The sequence below is a fragment of the Metabacillus sp. KJ11-3 genome (genome assembly GCF_055808295.1).
Map to the genome: position 1 here is coordinate 2,297,139 of NZ_CM147865.1, position 17,604 is coordinate 2,314,742.

At 35.4% G+C, this 17,604-nt stretch carries 15 protein-coding genes; 6 read left to right on the forward strand and 9 right to left on the reverse strand.

Annotation, left to right across the window (positions count from 1 at the left end; genetic code table 11):
- Positions 1-91: 91 nt before the first annotated feature.
- From AC0L8O_RS11715 to AC0L8O_RS11750, 8 genes are all read right to left on the reverse strand, one after another.
- Positions 92-2,143, reverse strand: a complete 2,052-nt coding sequence (locus tag AC0L8O_RS11715) for an alpha-glucuronidase family glycosyl hydrolase (RefSeq protein ID WP_026561669.1) — start codon at positions 2,141-2,143, stop codon at positions 92-94.
- A 110-nt stretch (positions 2,144-2,253) separates the two neighbouring features.
- Positions 2,254-3,585 (reverse strand): xylose isomerase, encoded by a 1,332-nt coding sequence (xylA, locus tag AC0L8O_RS11720; protein ID WP_026561670.1) that lies wholly within the window; start codon positions 3,583-3,585, stop codon positions 2,254-2,256.
- A 264-nt stretch (positions 3,586-3,849) separates the two neighbouring features.
- The gene (locus AC0L8O_RS11725; protein ID WP_026561671.1) at positions 3,850-4,695 is read right to left on the reverse strand and encodes an SDR family oxidoreductase; all 846 of its coding nucleotides are present in this window, start codon (positions 4,693-4,695) and stop codon (positions 3,850-3,852) included.
- A gap of 239 nt (positions 4,696-4,934) precedes the next feature.
- A complete protein-coding gene (gene glnA / locus AC0L8O_RS11730) occupies positions 4,935-6,299 on the reverse strand; it encodes a type I glutamate--ammonia ligase (protein WP_026561672.1) in 1,365 nt (454 codons plus the stop codon).
- Between the two features lie 417 nt (positions 6,300-6,716).
- Positions 6,717-7,238: a PepSY domain-containing protein gene (locus AC0L8O_RS11735; RefSeq protein ID WP_026561673.1), complete on the reverse strand. Its 522-nt coding sequence runs from the start codon at positions 7,236-7,238 to the stop codon at positions 6,717-6,719.
- 111 nt (positions 7,239-7,349) lie between these two features.
- Complete coding sequence (locus AC0L8O_RS11740) at positions 7,350-8,069, reverse strand: PepSY domain-containing protein (protein WP_026561674.1); 720 nt, start codon at positions 8,067-8,069, stop codon at positions 7,350-7,352.
- 88 nt (positions 8,070-8,157) lie between these two features.
- Positions 8,158-9,498, reverse strand: a complete 1,341-nt coding sequence (locus AC0L8O_RS11745) for a sensor histidine kinase (protein ID WP_026561675.1) — start codon at positions 9,496-9,498, stop codon at positions 8,158-8,160.
- A complete protein-coding gene (locus tag AC0L8O_RS11750) occupies positions 9,495-10,202 on the reverse strand; it encodes a response regulator transcription factor (protein ID WP_026561676.1) in 708 nt (235 codons plus the stop codon). The genes AC0L8O_RS11745 and AC0L8O_RS11750 overlap by 4 nt, the downstream gene beginning before the upstream one ends.
- 197 nt (positions 10,203-10,399) lie before the next feature.
- Here AC0L8O_RS11750 and AC0L8O_RS11755 point away from each other — a divergent pair, with 197 nt between their 5' ends.
- The 5 genes from AC0L8O_RS11755 (at position 10,400) to AC0L8O_RS11775 (ending at position 14,998) form a co-directional block, all read left to right on the forward strand.
- Complete coding sequence (locus tag AC0L8O_RS11755) at positions 10,400-11,119, forward strand: 3-ketoacyl-ACP reductase (protein WP_026561677.1); 720 nt, start codon at positions 10,400-10,402, stop codon at positions 11,117-11,119.
- 232 nt (positions 11,120-11,351) lie between these two features.
- Positions 11,352-11,900, forward strand: a complete 549-nt coding sequence (locus tag AC0L8O_RS11760; protein WP_026561678.1) for a cysteine hydrolase family protein — start codon at positions 11,352-11,354, stop codon at positions 11,898-11,900.
- A gap of 106 nt (positions 11,901-12,006) precedes the next feature.
- The gene (locus AC0L8O_RS11765) at positions 12,007-13,488 is read left to right on the forward strand and encodes a nicotinate phosphoribosyltransferase (protein ID WP_026561679.1); all 1,482 of its coding nucleotides are present in this window, start codon (positions 12,007-12,009) and stop codon (positions 13,486-13,488) included.
- 25 nt (positions 13,489-13,513) lie between these two features.
- Positions 13,514-14,335, forward strand: a complete 822-nt coding sequence (gene nadE, locus AC0L8O_RS11770; protein ID WP_026561680.1) for an ammonia-dependent NAD(+) synthetase — start codon at positions 13,514-13,516, stop codon at positions 14,333-14,335.
- Positions 14,336-14,488: 153 nt separating this feature from the next.
- The gene (locus tag AC0L8O_RS11775; protein ID WP_034332864.1) at positions 14,489-14,998 is read left to right on the forward strand and encodes an acyl-CoA thioesterase; all 510 of its coding nucleotides are present in this window, start codon (positions 14,489-14,491) and stop codon (positions 14,996-14,998) included.
- Positions 14,999-15,093: 95 nt separating this feature from the next.
- Here the strand turns inward: AC0L8O_RS11775 and katA are convergent, their stop codons facing one another.
- A complete protein-coding gene (gene katA / locus AC0L8O_RS11780) occupies positions 15,094-16,548 on the reverse strand; it encodes a catalase KatA (RefSeq protein WP_026561682.1) in 1,455 nt (484 codons plus the stop codon).
- Between the two features lie 492 nt (positions 16,549-17,040).
- Between katA and AC0L8O_RS11785 the strand changes: the two genes are divergently transcribed.
- The gene (locus AC0L8O_RS11785) at positions 17,041-17,601 is read left to right on the forward strand and encodes a DUF2179 domain-containing protein (protein ID WP_034332865.1); all 561 of its coding nucleotides are present in this window, start codon (positions 17,041-17,043) and stop codon (positions 17,599-17,601) included.
- Positions 17,602-17,604 lie beyond the last annotated feature (3 nt).

Consider the following 17,604-nt stretch of genomic DNA (forward strand, 5'->3'; position numbering starts at 1 on the left):
ACCATTTCCTTTCCTAGTAGAAGATTAATAATATCCTAGTAATACTAGTATGGTAGTGAAATTATAAAAAATGTTATGTCATTTCAAAATATTAGTAAATGAGGCGATTCTGGTCATCCTGGATACCGGAATGTCTAAAGAAATACGTATTGATACGATCTCTCCACTCAATTGCATTTTCTAATTGCATGTTAAATCGATCTAAAACATTTTTATAGCGGTAGGAATCTATTTTCTGTTCAAGCTGCTTCCACTTTTGCATCATATCTTGAACCTGTTCAACACCTAAGAAGTGTGTATCGTAAATATGTTGAATAACTGTCTTACCCGATTTTAATTGATGACGATAAGGAACATGATGGAAAAATAATAATAAATTATCCGGACATGTTTCAATTGAATCATACAGACTGGAATTTTCAGGATAATATTGTGAAGTATACCCAGTTCCATCTTTTATCGTTCGATTTACTCCTGTTCCAAAGCAATCTGAAAAATGATACGTTCCCCACAATGAGTATTCATACCCTTCAATATTTGGTCCATAGTGATGACCTGGATTAATCATCCAGCCAACCCCAAGCGGTGCCGTATAATTCTCATAAATCTCCCAAGAATGAAGGAGCATATTCGTAATAGTTGAAACAACTTCTTCATCATGGCCAAATGTAATACGAACCCACTCATTCGCAATTTCCTCAGATGTTAATTCGGTATTCCAAATTAAACGGCCATAGCCAAAAAAGTTTGCTTGAGCAAGTGTATTTCCTGTCCAGTTCATATCATTTCCTATATTAGAAACAGCTGTGATACCACTATATGTTAGGTCAAACTGTGATCCATCTACAATCGATTTGATTGTGGTTCCTTCTCCCTTTGCATACGTGTCAAAGTCCAAAACTTCCTTCCATTGTGGAACAAGGAAGCATAAATCTTTTTGTTGTCCTGTATATTCTTGTGCCACTTGAAATTCAAGGACATGGTTTGTGTTTTGCAAGGCACCAAATAATGGGGAAACAGGTTCTCTAACTTGGAAATCCATTGGACCATTTTTAATCTGAAGAATAACATTATCCATAAACTCTCCGTCTAATGGTTTAAAATGATCATATGCCGCTCTTGCACGATCTGTTTTTCGATCACGCCAATCTTGAAGACAGTTGTAAACAAAACATCTCCAGAAAACAAGACCGCCAAATGGCTCAAGTGCTTTAGCCAGCATATTTGCCCCATCTGCATGTGTACGATTATATGTAAAAGGACCGGGACGATGTTCTGAATCCGCTTTCACAATAAACCCGCCAAAATCAGGTATATGTTGATAAATTTCTTTTGTTTTCTCGACCCACCATTGCTGTACATCTTTATCCAAAGGATCTGCTGTTGGAAGATTACCAATTTCCATTGTACTCGCATAATTAACACTTAAATATGTTGTAATGCCATAACATCTCATAATATCCGCAATTTCTGCAACACTTGGCAGCATTTCTTTTGTTATAAGATTAGTCTCCACTTTATGCACGTTTACATTATTAATGGATAAACTGTTAATTCCGACTGAAGATAACAATCTAGCATAGTCCTTGGTTCTATTTCTATCATGTGTAAATTCATAGTCCTTATAGAAAATGGAATCTCCAGAATATCCCCGCTCAATACTACCGTCCATATTATCCCAATGATTAATCATTCGAATTTGATTAGACGGATTTTCTATAATGGCTAATTCGTTAAGGTTTTCTCGCATTTGCATAAGTCTTAAGAGGTGAAATGCTCCATATAACACACCTTTATCCTGTTTTCCGATTATCGCAATTGAATGATGGTTTTTGTATGTAATCGTTTGAATCATGTAGCTGTCTTCTTGTAAATGATCTAAAACTGTTGTATTAATACCATAATCTTTTAAATGGTTATTTTCATAAGTTGCTAAAACAATTGATGGTTTTTCTAGTGGGACTGCATGTACTGATGGAGGGTGTATCATAGAAGTAATACCTTGTACCAGCTCTTCTTTAGCTGCCTGAATGATTTGTGAATGATCTAAAAAGATGAGAGTTTCGCAATATGTCTGATAATGTTCTGTTATTGAACTGTCAAGCTTATTATATTGCAGCCAACAATGATACGCTGCTTCCAAAGTTTGTTCTTTGATTTGGATATTAGTGGAATTATTCAAAGAATTACCCCTTTCCTTTTAATTGAGGATGACTCTATAGGCAGAGTCATCCTCCTTTTTATAAAAAGAATTTAAACCGTTACATTTGCCAATGTTTCAATAATATATTGGTTTACCGTTGCTTTTAAACGCTCTTGTCTACCTGAAGCATTTTTAATTTCTGTTAATTGTAGAGCATATTCTTCAAGCTTGCGAAGGTTTGTTTTTCCTTCAACAATCTCTAGTCCAATCCCTTGTGTATAGCTGCTATATCTTTCTTCAATGAAGCTATCAAGAACTTTATCTTGGATTAATTTGTTCGCAACTTTTGTACCGATTGCAAATGTATCCATTCCGGCAATATGTGCATGGAAAAGATCTTCAGCTTCAAATGAACCCCTTCTTACTTTTGCATCGAAGTTTAATCCACCTTTTCCTAATCCATCATTTTTAAGAATCTCATACATTGCTAATGTTGTAGAATATAAATCTGTCGGGAATTCATCCGTATCCCAGCCAAGTAGAGTATCACCTTGGTTTGCATCAACAGATCCAAGCATATTGTTTTCGCGTGCAACACGTAATTCGTGTTCAAATGTATGACCTGCAAGTGTAGCATGGTTTGCTTCAATATTAAATTTAAAATGGTCTGTAAGATCATATTTTTGCAAGAAAGCTAACCCAGTCGCAACATCAAAATCATATTGGTGTTTAGTAGGTTCTTTTGGTTTTGGTTCAATTAGGAATGGTGCATCAAAACCGATTTCTTTAGCATAGTCAACTGCCATATGGAAGAACCGTGCAAGATTATCTAATTCTAATCCCATGTTTGTATTAAGAAGTGTTTCATAACCTTCACGACCACCCCAGAATACATAGTTTTCAGCACCTAGCTCTTTACCAACTTCAAGCGCTTTTTTTACCTTTGCCGCTGAGTAAGCGTAAACATCAGCATTATTAGAAGTAGCAGCACCATGAACATAACGTGGGTTTGTAAACATGTTCGCTGTATTCCAGAGTAACTTTGTTTTGCTTGTTTTCATATATTCTTTAATCATCGCAACAATAACATCTTGATTTTTATTTGTTTCTGCTAATGTTGCTCCTTCTGGTGCAATATCCACATCATGGAAACAGAAGAATGGTACATTTAGCTTTTCGAAAAATTCAAATGCAGCTTCAACACGTGCTTTTGCTAAATCTAAACCTTGCAAGTGATTCCATGGGCGAATAGCTGTTCCTACACCGAACGGATCGGAACCGTCAGCAGTAAATGTATGCCAGTATGCAACTGAAAAGCGGAGTAAATCCTCCATTTTCTTTCCGTTAATGACTTCCTCAGGATTATAGTATTTAAAAGCTAGAGGGTTTGCAGAACCAGGTCCTTCATATTTAATTTGGTTAACGTTTTCAAAATAAGCCATGTTTTTTTGCCTCCCGATTAACTAAACTTAAAAACTCCCAAACTACTGTTAACGCTTTCAATACTAGAGCATTAACATACAACAATTATCTTTTTGGTTGTCTTTTAATATAAGTTTTACTTTTGTTCCTTACACCAATATAGTACCATCTCCAAATTAGTTTGTCTATTGAATAAACTAAGTTTTTTTATTTTTTTCAATCCTCGTCAATTATCTACAATACATATTAGGAATTTTTGCTAAAATCATAGAATAACACTTACGTTAGACCCCTGAATAAGCCATAAATCCACCATCAACCGGTACACTTATTCCTGTAACAAAACTACTTGAGTTCTCATCGATTAACCATAATAATGTACCTAATAAGTCTTTTGGATCTCCCAATCTTCTCATAGGCGTGTGTGCTAGTATTTTTTTCGTTCGGTCAGTATAGCTGCCATCCTCGTTTTTTAATAATTTTTCATTTTGTTTTGTTAAGAAAAATCCCGGTGCAATTGCATTTACACGAATACCTGTCTCTGCCATATGGACCGCAAGCCACTTTGTGAAGTTCTCAATTCCGGATTTTGCTGCACTATATGCAGGTACCTTTGTCATAGGGCTTGGTGCACTCATTGATGAAATATTAATGATCGTTCCTTTTGTTTCAATCATTCTCTTTGTAAATACTTGAGTCGGAATTAATGTGCCGATAATATTCAGGTTAAAAACAGACTGAAAACCCTCTGTCGTAAGGTCAAAGAAAGTCGTAATGTCTTTATTTTCTAAATCTGACATCTCAAAGATTTCCTTCGTTGTTACCCCCTTCGGATGGTTCCCCCCGGCTCCATTTATTAATACATGGTAGTCACCGTATACCTCAAAGATTTTTTGCTCTGCTTTTTTTACACTTTCTATATTAAGGACGTCACACTCGATAGCTAGTGCATCTCCACCGGCTTCAATAATTTCATTCACAACTACCAAACCTTTTTCATATGTACGATTTAAAATAGCGACCTTCATTCCTTGTCGAGCTAATTCAATAGCCATACGACCGCAAAGAACTCCTCCGCCACCTGTAATAACTGCAACTTTACCTTTTAAATCTTCATATATTGGTAACATTTTCTCCACTCCTTTTAAAAATCAAAGTACATATTATGTAATGTTTAACGCTTACATTTTTGATCATACAAATCATTATCCCGTTTATTCGTAATGCGCCTCTTTGTTTAACCATTAACCTAAGTATATGTCAACTTTTTCAATTTTCCAATAGGAAAAGTTATGATATTGAAAATATAATATTAACGATTATATAAAAAAACAGGTGAAAAGATTCACCTGTTTTTGAAAATTTAAAATTAGAATTTAGATTGATAGTTATCAATTTCCCATGAATGCACGGCTGTACGATAGCTATCCCATTCTGCTTTTTTAGCAGATACGTATTCGCCATATACGTGCTCACCTAATGTTTTACGGCCAATTTCGCCATTTTGGAATTCAGCAATTGATTTTTCAAGGCTACCTGGAAGATTCTCAATTCCAAGTTCTTCGCGACGCTCTTCTGTCATGTGGAAGATATCTTCATTAATAGAGGCTGGAGCTTTTAAGCCTTTTTCAATTCCTTCAAGACCAGCAGATGCGATAATCGCAAATGTTAGGTACGGATTTGCAGATGGATCTGGACAACGAAGCTCAACACGAGTTGCCATACCTTTTTTAGCCGGGATACGAATTAGTGCTGAACGGTTTGATGCAGACCATGCGATATAGCAAGGTGCTTCATATCCGGGAACTAAACGCTTATAAGAGTTTACTAATGGATTTGTTACAGCAACAATGTTTTTCGCATTGTCTACTAAACCTGCGATGAATGAATATGCTTCATCTGATAATTGTAACTCATCTGCTTCATTATAGAATGCATTTTCTCCATCTTTGAAGAAAGACATATTTACGTGCATTCCAGAACCGTTAATTCCGAAAACTGGTTTTGGCATAAATGTAGCATGTAAGCCGAATTTTTGGGCAATTGTTTTAACAACCCATTTATAAGTAGTAGATAAATCTGCTGCACCTAAAGCGTCAGCATATTTAAAGTTAATTTCGTGTTGACCTTCAGCAACTTCATGGTGAGAAGCTTCGATTGTGAAGCCCATTGCTTTTAATGCACGGTAAATTTCTAATCGTACACGCTCACCTAAATCTTTTGGTGATGGCTCAAAATAACCGCCATTATCATCTAATTGTTGAGTCGGGTTACCGTCTGCATCTGTTTTAAATAGGAAGAACTCTAATTCCGGACCAACCGAGATTGTATAACCTTTATCAGCTGCACGCTCTACTGTCTTTTTTAAAACATTACGAGTATCACCCTCGAAAAGTGTTCCATCAGGGTTCACAGCTGAACAAAGGAAACGCGCTTCAGAATATCCTTCTTCAACAGACCAAGGTAATACTGCAAATGTTGTAAGATCAGGTTGTAAGTATAGATCTGACTTGTTAATTGGAGAGAAACCTTTTACAGAAGAACCGTCAAACATTTGTTTCCCTGCAACAACATCATCGAATTGCTCTACAGTAACAGTCACGCTTTTTAAAATACCCTCTATATCTACAAATTGTAGATGGATAAGCTCTACACTTTTAGAGCTGATAATTTCTTTAATTTGTGCAAGAATTTCCGTATCATTTTTCCCTTTTGAAATAACCGCTTCACTCATGTTAGATAACCTCTCATTTCTATGTCGTTTTTTATAACATGAGTTTATTATATTTAAAGATTGTAAATTTGACAAGTGTTTTTCTATTAAATTTTCTGTATTTTTATAATATTTTTATAGAAAACGGTTACATTCATCTCGCTTTTAGATAGATTGCTACATTTATCATTCATTAGCAAATATCTGTAAAAGAAATGATGTATTTTATTCATATTTATACAGTGAATTTTATATCTTACACTCACTGATTTTTTGAAAGTATTTATTCTGAACAATAATTAGAAAAACTTGGCCTGTCGCCAAGTCCTAATAACGAAAGTCTTCGTTTTTCTTATACGATCATCCATAAAATTTATATACATTTTGATAGTACAAAAAAAGAACCTTTCAAAAACAAGGTTCTTTTACTCGTTAACATTAATCATCCTGATCATCAAGTTCTAACTCAAGAATCTCTTTTGTTTCAGCATCAATCGTTATTTCCGCTTCTCCTGAGGAAGTTTTAAACTCCATATCATATACGTATCTGCCATCATCTTCATCTAATTCAATTTCATGAAGTTCGCCATCAATTTTTGTTTTAGCTATTTCAATTGCTTCCTTTTCTGTAATTATTGTTTTATTTGATATGTTATTTGAATTGACATCATCGTCGTCATCGACTTTTTCATCGACTCTGTGAATTTTAGCTGTTGTTGCATCAATGTATAGTTCATAATCCTTTTGATCTTTGTCAATCTCAACTTCATAGACAGGCTGACCGTTCTGATTTTCCAGTTCCACACTTTCAATCACTCCATCAACCTTCTTTAAGGCTGCCTCTTTTGCTTTATCGATCCCTATTGTTTCATAATTTTCTTGTGCGTAGCTGTGATTAATTGCCACTGCACCACCTAATACGACTACCGCTGCTAATGAGATTGTCATCAATTTCTTCATTTCTTTATTCCTCCTTGATTGTTATGTTTCTTACATACTTAACTTTAACCAACCAATATGAGAGGAAACGGAAAGGAAGATTAAAAATTGATGAGAAAACTCTTAGATTTCTTAAGAATCGTCTTCATCATCTTCCTGTTCTTCCCAAGTAACCGTAATCGCCTGTTTTTTATAGGCATCTATTTGAATAGTTGCTTCTCGATCATCATCGGTTTCAATTTCAATTAAATAGTAAGGTGCTTGACCGTTACTTTCAATAAAATCAACGTCATCCACTTCGCCATTCACTTCTTCTAAAGCCAAATGTATGGCTTCTTTTTCAGATAAAAGTCTCTGAGACGTTTTCGTTGAATTTGTAACATCTCCTGTATAAGGATCGATGGTTAGTGTGTGTTCTTCATTTTCTCTTTGCACGATGGCCTGATAATAAGAAGATGACGCAGATTGGATTAGTTCAATTGATTTAATCGTACCCTGAGATGAAATTTTTGATTTCACTTCTTCTTCAGTTAAAGGATTTTCATTATTTATATTGGGTTTTTGTTCACTATTTTTTTCTTGTTGGGTGATAGAAACAACCTCTCCACTCGTAGCATGAATGACAATAAGATATGTTCCTGTTTCTGCTTTCAAGACAAAATGATACTCGTTATCTTTTTTCGTTGTTTCAATAATTTCACCCGTATATTTATCTAAAGCCCTTTCTTTCGCTTCTCCTTCTGTTAAAGCTTGAGCTTCTGATGCCTGACCCCATAGTTGAACTGTAGCTAGAAGAACCACTCCGACAATGGCAATACATCCTATAGTCATCAACCATTTCCTTCTATTCATATTTCACCTCCATTTTTATAAGGTTTAGTATAAGATAGAAATATGAGAATTTGCTGAGAAGGAAGAACATGCTTTTCGAGTTATTTTTCTAAAAGGTTAGTGTTACAGTTGTCCCTATTCCTTCGACACTTTCGACATGGATGTGAATATTTAAAGCTTCTGCGATTTCCTTGGCCATAGAGAGTCCTAACCCACTTCCTCCTTGCTTTCGAGTTCGAGCTTTATCAACCCGATAAAAACGGTCAAAGATTTTAGGTAAATCATTTTCAGGAATACCAATTCCTCTGTCTGCTATTCGGATTAATGGTCTCTCCCCGTTTTTCTCAATATAAATAGAAATGTTCTCTTCACTATACTTTTTCGCATTGTCTAGAAAAATAAAAAGCAATTGCTTTAATTTTTGAGTATCTGTTACTGTATAAATCACTTCATCGCTACTTACTTCCACTGTTCTGTGATATGCATTTTGAAATATTTTAGCTGATTCCTTCACTAGCTCTGTCATATTTACTTCTGTTTTATCAATATTCCATTTTTCGTCATGTTTAGCCAAAAGAAGGAGCTGTTCGATCATGTCACTCATTCTAACAGCCTCAGAATGAATGGCCTCAATCGACTCATCCATTACTTCCGGACGTTGTTTCCCTCTTCTCTTCATTAAATCTGCATAGCTTTCAATAATCGTTAAAGGTGTTTTCAGTTCATGAGAGGCATTTGATACAAATTGCTCCTGCTTTTTAAAGTTCGTTTGCAAAAGATCGATCATTTTATTAAAGGTAATTCCCATCTCTACAAGCTCATCTTTCGACTTTTCTACAAGTTGTATTTGTTTGAATTGTCCACTTTCCTGAATATCCTTCATGGTTTCAGTCATTGTTTTGATCGGTCGGGTGATTAAATTACTTAAGAAATGTGTTGATAAGAGAACAGGAATAACAGAAATAATAGTAGTTGCAACTAAAACAATTCTTAAAACAGATAGAATCTCATTTGTTGTAGTTATACTTTTTGTTACTTGCAGATTGACAATACTTCCATCTGTCCAAATAATTGGACTTGAAGCGAAAGCATATTGTTTATTCTCAAATGTAATGATTTCGCTCTTTTCTCCTGCAAAATATGTTTCTTGCATATTATCTAATGTTTTTTCAGAAGGTGAAGCAATCTTTGCAACTGATTTACCCTCAACTGACAATACATGAATCATTCCATCAACAGGTAAATATGCGCGCAGCAATTGGTTGGGATCTACTTGCTTTATTCCTTCACTAACATCATTTGATATCTTCTCTGTTTCCGCTTTTATTTGTTCTAGCTCTTTTTCAATCATCATGTTGTTAAACACCATATAAATTGATGTGTTCATTACAAGAATAAGCAAAATAAATAAAAAGGCTGTATATAAGTTTATTTTATTTCGAAGCTTCATTTTGCTTCCTTTAAGACGTAGCCAACACCACGTACTGTATGTATCAATGGATAATCAAATGGAAAGTCAATTTTCTTACGTATGTAGCGGATATAAACATCAACAACATTTGTATCACCAAAATAGTCATATCCCCAAACCGCTTCTAGTATTTGTTCACGGTTTAGAACCTGCCTTTTGTTTCTTAGGAGAAATAGAAGTAAATCAAATTCCTTAGGTGTTAATTCTATTTCATGTTCACCTCTTAGCACTTCACGTGTTTTTTCATTCACCTTTAATTCTCCGGCAATGAACCAGTCATCAAGATCCATTTGTTCATTTTGTTGAGCTGGTCTGGAACTCATTCGCAATACAGCGCGAATTCTCGCAAGTAGTTCCTCCATTTGAAAAGGCTTTGTAATATAATCATTTGCTCCTAAATCCAAGCCTGAAACTTTATCTTCAACAGATCCTTTCGCTGTGAGCAAAATAACAGGGGTATACGGATCTTTCACCCGGATTCGGCGAAGAAGCTCGATTCCGCTTAATCCGGGTAACATCACATCTAATAAAATTAAATCAAAGCTTCCTTTTCGATAAACTTCCAATGCGGTAACTCCGTCCATCGCTTTTTCAATTATATACCCTTCATAGCCTAGCTCCAGTTCAAGCAATCTTACTATTTTCTCCTCATCTTCAACAATTAAAATTGATTCTTTGTTCATTAGAACCTCCTTTAATCTTTTCATTTTATCCCTCTTATAAGCTTCCTTCCTCATCATATCAAATAGCAGTAGCCATTTTCTATTTTGAGGCGTTCAACCATCCGCAATTTTTTTACATTAAAGCACTTCTTTTGACTTTCGATTTACCAATATGTAAGATAAGAGCGCAAATTACATATTGAAAGGGGCCACAAAAAATGGCGCAATCTTTAAAAGGTAAAGTTGCTCTTGTTACTGGAGCAGGGAAAGGAATTGGACGTGCAACTGCAATTGCCCTTGCTCACGAAGGAGTAAATGTAGGGTTATTAGCACGAACAGAACAAGATTTAGTGGAAGTAGCGAAGGAAATTGAAGCTCTTGGAGTGAAAACGGCCTATGCTACTGCAGATGTTTCTTCTATCGAAGAAGTAAATGCTGCTGTTGAAAAACTAAAAACTTCTCTTGGTCCAGTCGACATTCTTATCAACAATGCCGGCATTGGGAAATTCGGGAAATTCCTTGAACTTGAACCAGAAGAATGGAAGAAGATAATCGATATTAATTTATTGGGTGTTTATTATGTTACCCGTGCTGTATTACCTCAATTAATTGACAAAAATGGCGGAGATATTATTAATATTTCTTCAACCGCAGGTCAAAAAGGAGCTCCTGTGACGAGTGCTTACAGTGCTTCAAAATTCGGTTTATTAGGACTTACCGAATCGCTTGCCTTGGAAGTTCGCAAGCATAATATTCGCGTAACAGCTCTTACTCCAAGTACTGTCGCAACTGAGTTAGCTTATAAAGAAAACCTTACAGATGGTAATCCGGAAAAAGTGATGCAGCCGGAAGATCTTGCAGAGTATATGGTTGCTCAACTTAAACTTCATCCTAGAATCTTTATTAAATCTGCTGGACTTTGGTCAACAAATCCGTAACGTATAAATTATGAATGGGCTGCCCAATTATTAATAGGGCAGCCCATATTTTCTACTTTTTTGATCTTCTTAACCAACTCCATGAAATGAATATTATTCCATATTTGATAAAATCAAGAGTTCGTGTAAAATTAAACATATTATCCATATATTTTTATCTAGATTCTTCATTTATCAATGCTTTTTATTTACACCACACATTGTTTTTCATACTATTAAGGAGGTATGAATGTTGAAAAAAGCTTTAATTAACATTGATTACACCTATGATTTTGTTGCAGAAGATGGTGCACTTACCTGTGGGAAGCCCGGTCAAGATATCGAAAGGGAAATCTCAGCTATTACAAAAGAATTTATTAAAAAAGATGAGTTTGTTGTCTTTGCCATAGATCTTCATGAAAAAGAGGATCATTTCCATCCTGAGACAGCATTATTTCCACCACATAATATCCGTGATACAAAAGGAAGAAATTTATATGGAGAGCTTCAAGAGCTATACAAAAGCAACCAAGAAAAAAGCAATGTACTATGGATGGATAAAACACGTTATAGTGCTTTCGCCGGAACAAATTTAGAAATAAAATTAAAAGAACGCGGTATTACAGAGCTGCACCTCGTTGGAGTTTGCACAGACATATGTGTTTTACATACTGCTGTGGATGCATACAATAAAGGGTTTTCCATTGTCATATATAAAGACGCTGTTGCGAGTTTTAATGAAGCAGGTCATGAGTGGGCTTTGCAACATTTTTCTTCATGCTTAAATGCTAAAGTGATTTAACATCATGCTTAAATACGTATTTAATGAACAGATGGTCCCTCCATTATTCATTAAATAGTGACCACTACGATCTATGTGAAAAATTGAACGAACTTGGAGGAATAAAATGAACACACATTACGAAGATGATAGTCTAGCTCTTCATACAGACCTTTATCAAATTAATATGGCTGAATCGTATTGGGAAGATTCCATCCATGATCGAAAGGCAGTATTTGAAGTGTTTTTTCGAAAACTGCCATTTGGAAATGGCTATGGAGTTTTTGCAGGGCTTGAAAGAATCATCCAATATCTTGAGAAATTTCAATTCTCAACTAGTGACATTGAGTATTTACGTGAAGAATTAGGTTATAAAGATGATTTTTTACATTACTTAAGTACCCTTCGATTTACTGGAAATGTTTATTCAGTACAAGAAGGGGAAATGGTATTTGGAAATGAACCTATTATCCGAATTGAAGCCCCTTTAGCCGAAGCACAATTAGTGGAAACAGCCATTTTAAATATCGTCAATTATCAGACGCTCATTGCAACAAAAGCAGCTAGAATCAAGCAAGTCGTTGGTGATGATACGGTTATGGAATTCGGTACTCGCCGCGCACACGAATTAGATGCTGCTATTTGGGGAACCAGAGCAGCATATATTGGCGGATTCCATGCAACATCTAATGTAAGAGCAGGAAAGCTGTTTAATATCCCTGTTTCAGGTACACATGCTCATGCTTTTGTTCAAGCATACAAAGATGAATATGTCGCTTTTCATAAGTATGCACGCCGTCACAAAGAATGTGTGTTCCTTGTAGATACATATGATACATTAAAATCTGGTGTTCCGAATGCAATTAAAGTAGCAAAAGAATTAGGAGATAAGATTGAATTTAGAGGAATACGTCTAGATAGCGGAGATCTTGCTTACTTATCTAAGGAAGCGAGAAAAATGCTCGACCAAGCAGGTTTCCATGATACAAAAATCATTGCTTCAAATGATCTGGATGAATCTACCATTATCAACCTAAAATCACAAGGTGCCAAAATTGACATTTGGGGTATTGGAACAAAACTGATCACTGCTTTTGATCAACCTGCACTCGGTGCTGTCTATAAGCTGGCTTCAATCGAAGATGAAAATGGTGAAATGATCGATACGATCAAAATTAGTGGAAATCCTGAAAAAGTATCAACACCAGGCTTAAAAAAGATTTATCGGATCATTAATACGCTAAACCACAAATCTGAGGGTGACTATATTACTTTAGAGCATGAAGATCCTGAAAGTGAAGAGAAATTAAAGATGTTCCACCCTATTCATACGTTTGTAAGTAAATTCGTTACAAACTTTGAAGCCAAAGAATTACATCATCTTATTTTTGAGAACGGATCACTTGTATATGACTCCCCTACCCTACAGGATATGCAAAATTACACAAGGGCAAACTTAGAGTTATTATGGGATGAATATAAGCGTGCCCTACATCCCGAGGAATACCCGGTTGACTTAAGTCAGGAATGCTGGGAAAACAAAATGAGAAACATTGAAGAAGTAAGACAAAAAGTATCCGAAATGATCAAAAACAATAGGAAATTCTAAAATAACTTCAATTGGAGGCGTAAAAATGAGTTTACAAAAAAGAATTATGAGTGAACTACATGTAAAAGAAACGATAAATCCAAAGGAAGAAATCAAAGCACGTGTAACGTTTCTAAAAGAATACTTGAAATCAACTGGTGCTAAAGGCTTTGTTCTTGGCATTAGTGGCGGCCAGGACTCTACTTTGGCAGGTCGTTTGGCTCAAATTGCAGTTGAAGAATTACGCAGTGAAGGATATCAAGCAACTTTCACAGCTGTAAGACTTCCATACGGTGTTCAACAGGATGAAGATGATGCACAATTAGCCCTTTCTTTTATTAATCCAGATAAAAGTGTTGCTTTTGACATATCAAATAGTGTCGATGCATTTGCCAATGATTACGAAAAAACAATGGATGAACCGCTCTCAGACTTTAACAAAGGTAATGTAAAAGCACGAACAAGAATGATTACTCAATATGCGATTGGCGGACAGGAAGGCTTGTTAGTTATTGGTACAGACCATGCTGCAGAGGCGGTTACAGGATTTTTCACAAAATATGGTGACGGTGGTGCAGACTTATTACCACTAACAGGCTTAACAAAGCGTCAAGGTAAACGTCTGCTTCGAGAATTAGATGCGCCTGAACGATTATATCTCAAAATACCAACTGCTGATCTATTGGACAACACTCCCCTGCAAGCAGACGAAACAGAGCTTGGTATTACATATGACCAATTAGATGACTACTTGGAAGGGAAACAAGTCGATTCCGAAGTAGCTGAAAAAATCGAAAAACGCTACCTGATTTCACAACATAAGCGAGAAGTACCGGCCTCTATGTTTGATGGATGGTGGAAAAAATAAATAAAAACAATACAAAAATACTCAAGATGCATTTTCTCTTGAGTATTTGCGTTTTAAAAGACAATGTTAGAATGTAAAACAAATAAATTGACGATGTTAAGAAAAGAGCCAATAATGTTTATATGATCTAATCAAGTTACGTCAGGAGAGAACATGATGACAAACATTGAAGAAAAAACATGTAAAGAATCCCTTGTTATTAAAACCAGTAGAGTATTTCCATTAGATACAAATAACCATAATACATTGTTTGGCGGCAAATTAATGAGCTATATCGATGATGTTGCCTCGATTTCAGCAGCCATGCATTCAAGATGTGAGGTTGTAACAGCCTCGACAGATTCTGTTGATTTCTTAATTCCTATCCGCCAAAGTGACTCTGTTAGTTTAAAATCCTATGTCTCGTCAGTTGGCCGTTCATCTATGGAGGTTTTTGTTAAAGTCATTGCAGAAGATTTAAAAACAGGAGAACGAAAGCTTGCAGCTACCTCTTTCATAACTTTTGTGGCACTAAATGACCAAGGCAAACCCCAGCAAGTTCCAAGAGTCATTCCGGAATCAGATGAAGAAATCATGCTTTTTAATACCGCAAAACAGCGCAGAAATGTCCGAAAAGAACGTCGTGAACATAGTGAAGCTTTCGCTAATGTTGTGACATTATAGATCTTACGTCAAAAAAAGAATGCATCCAATTGTTGGATGCATTTTAACATGAGAATAATTGAGAATAGTTGAGAATTGAAAATTAGTTTAAATCATTATTTTATTTCAGCTGGAACAGCTAAGCCTAAACCTTCAGCTACACGAGTTCCGTATTCTGGATCTGCTTTGTAGAAGTGACCGATTTGACGTAATTTAATTTCGTCTCGTTCAACTGGTTTCATTGCGCCAACAATGTTACTCACTAAGTGTGCACGTTGTTCTTCAGTCATAAGACGATACAAGTCACCAGCTTGAGTATAGTGATCATTATGATCATATGCTACACTTTCAGCTACTCCTGATACCGGATAGGCCGCTTGTTTATTTTCTGGTGTTTCAGTTGGACCTCCAAAGCTGTTCGGCTCATAGTATACTGATTTTCCACCATTATCATCAAAGCGCATTTGACCATCACGTTGGTAGTTTTTCACTTCATTTCTTGCACGGTTAATTGGAAGTGCCTGGTGGTTCGCACCTACGCGGTAACGATGTGCATCATGATATGCGAAAAGTCGTCCTTGAAGCATTTTATCTGGTGATACATCTATACCAGGAACTAATGTACCAGGTGAGAATGTTGCTTGCTCAACTTCCGCAAAGTAGTTTTCCGGGTTACGATCCAACACCATACGACCAACTTCAATTAATGGATAATCTTTTTGAGACCAAACTTTTGTTACATCGAATGGATCCCATTTATAAGTATTCGCATCTTCCAAAGGCATAATCTGCACATATAATTTCCATGCAGGGAAATCACCTTTTTCAATTGCATTAAATAAGTCTTCTGTATGATAATCTGGATTTTCACCAGCAATTTGTGCTGCCACTTCAGGAGATATGTTTTTAACTCCTTGTTCTGTTTTGAAGTGATATTTAATCCACACTCCATCACCTTCCGCATTTGTCCACTTAAATGTATGACTTCCAAATCCATGCATATGTCGTAATGTCGCTGGAATTCCACGATCAGACATTAAAATTGTTACTTGATGTAAAGACTCTGGAGACAATGACCAGAAATCCCATACGGCATTAGGGTTTTTTAAGTGTGTTTGTGGATCACGTTTTTGCGTATGAATGAAATCAGGGAATTTAATCGCATCACGAATAAAGAATACCGGTGTATTGTTACCTACGATATCATAGTTTCCTTCTTCCGTATAAAACTTAACCGCAAATCCACGTGGGTCGCGAACTGTATCTGCTGAACCATTTTCACCTGCAACTGTTGAAAAACGAATAAATAATGGTGTACGTTTTCCTACTTCAGAGAAGAGATTTGCTTTCGTGTATTTTGTCACATCATTTGTTACTTCAAAAAACCCGTGTGCTCCTGCACCTTTCGCATGAACCACACGCTCAGGAACACGTTCTCTGTTAAAATGTGCAAGCTTTTCTAAAAGGTGTACATCTTGCAATAATGTTGGGCCACGATTTCCTGCTGTAATTGAGTTCTGGTTGTCCCCTACTGGAGCACCCCAGCTTGTAGTTAGTCTGTTATTAGTCATTTAAGAATCACCTCATATTTTGTTTGGCTATGAATCAATAATAACATGTCTCAATTAAAAATCAATACTTTTTTATAATAATTATAATTTAATAGTTAAAATTATATTTAATCTATTATTAAAACACGTCTAAAACACTTAACTTCTCTATATTATTTAGATAAGAAAAGAATTATGACAACTAAATTCATTCATTATATACTCAATTAATATTTATCAATTATCATTTACTTTTACAAAAATATCCATATACTTTAATGAAATGACCTACATTAATGTATACGAATAAACAGACGTTTTTGTTTACATAATAATGTTATGTAAAACGTTTCTCTTTGGCAATTTTGGGTAAACAATTAAATAACATATTTCCCCTTCGTTACCAACATTTCAATTTTACATAAGACAATAGAATTTTTATAAACTATATATGAAAATCAACTAAATATGTTATGCTTTGCCTATATCTTTGCAGAAAGGAATTTGCGAACTATGCTTTTACAGGCTCTACTTATTTTCGCCCTTCAACTAATTTATGTTCCTGTTCTTACTATTAGGACAATTCTACTTGTAAAAAGTCAAACAAAATCAGCTGCAGGTGTTGGATTATTAGAAGGAATCATTTATATTGTTAGTTTAATTTTTGTGTTTCAGGATTTATCAAACATCTACAATATCATTGCCTATGTGGTTGGTTTTAGTGTTGGTTTACTTCTAGGTGGAGCCTTAGAACGCAAACTGGCAATAGGTTTTATTACTTATCAGGCTAATATTCTCGCTAAAAATATGGATTTAGTTAATGCGTTACGTACTGCAGGATTCGGTGTAACAGTATTTGAAGGTGAAGGAATTAATACAGCAAGATTCCGTCTTGATATCGTTGCTAAACGTTCCCGTGAAAAAGAACTGCTTCAAATCATTGACCATTTTGAACCAAAAGCATTTTTATTGTCATATGAGCTTCGTTCATTTAAAGGCGGTTACCTGACAAAATCAATGAAAAAGAGGGCCGTTTCGTTTTTTAAAAAGAAAAAAGCCGAGGAAAATAACTAAATT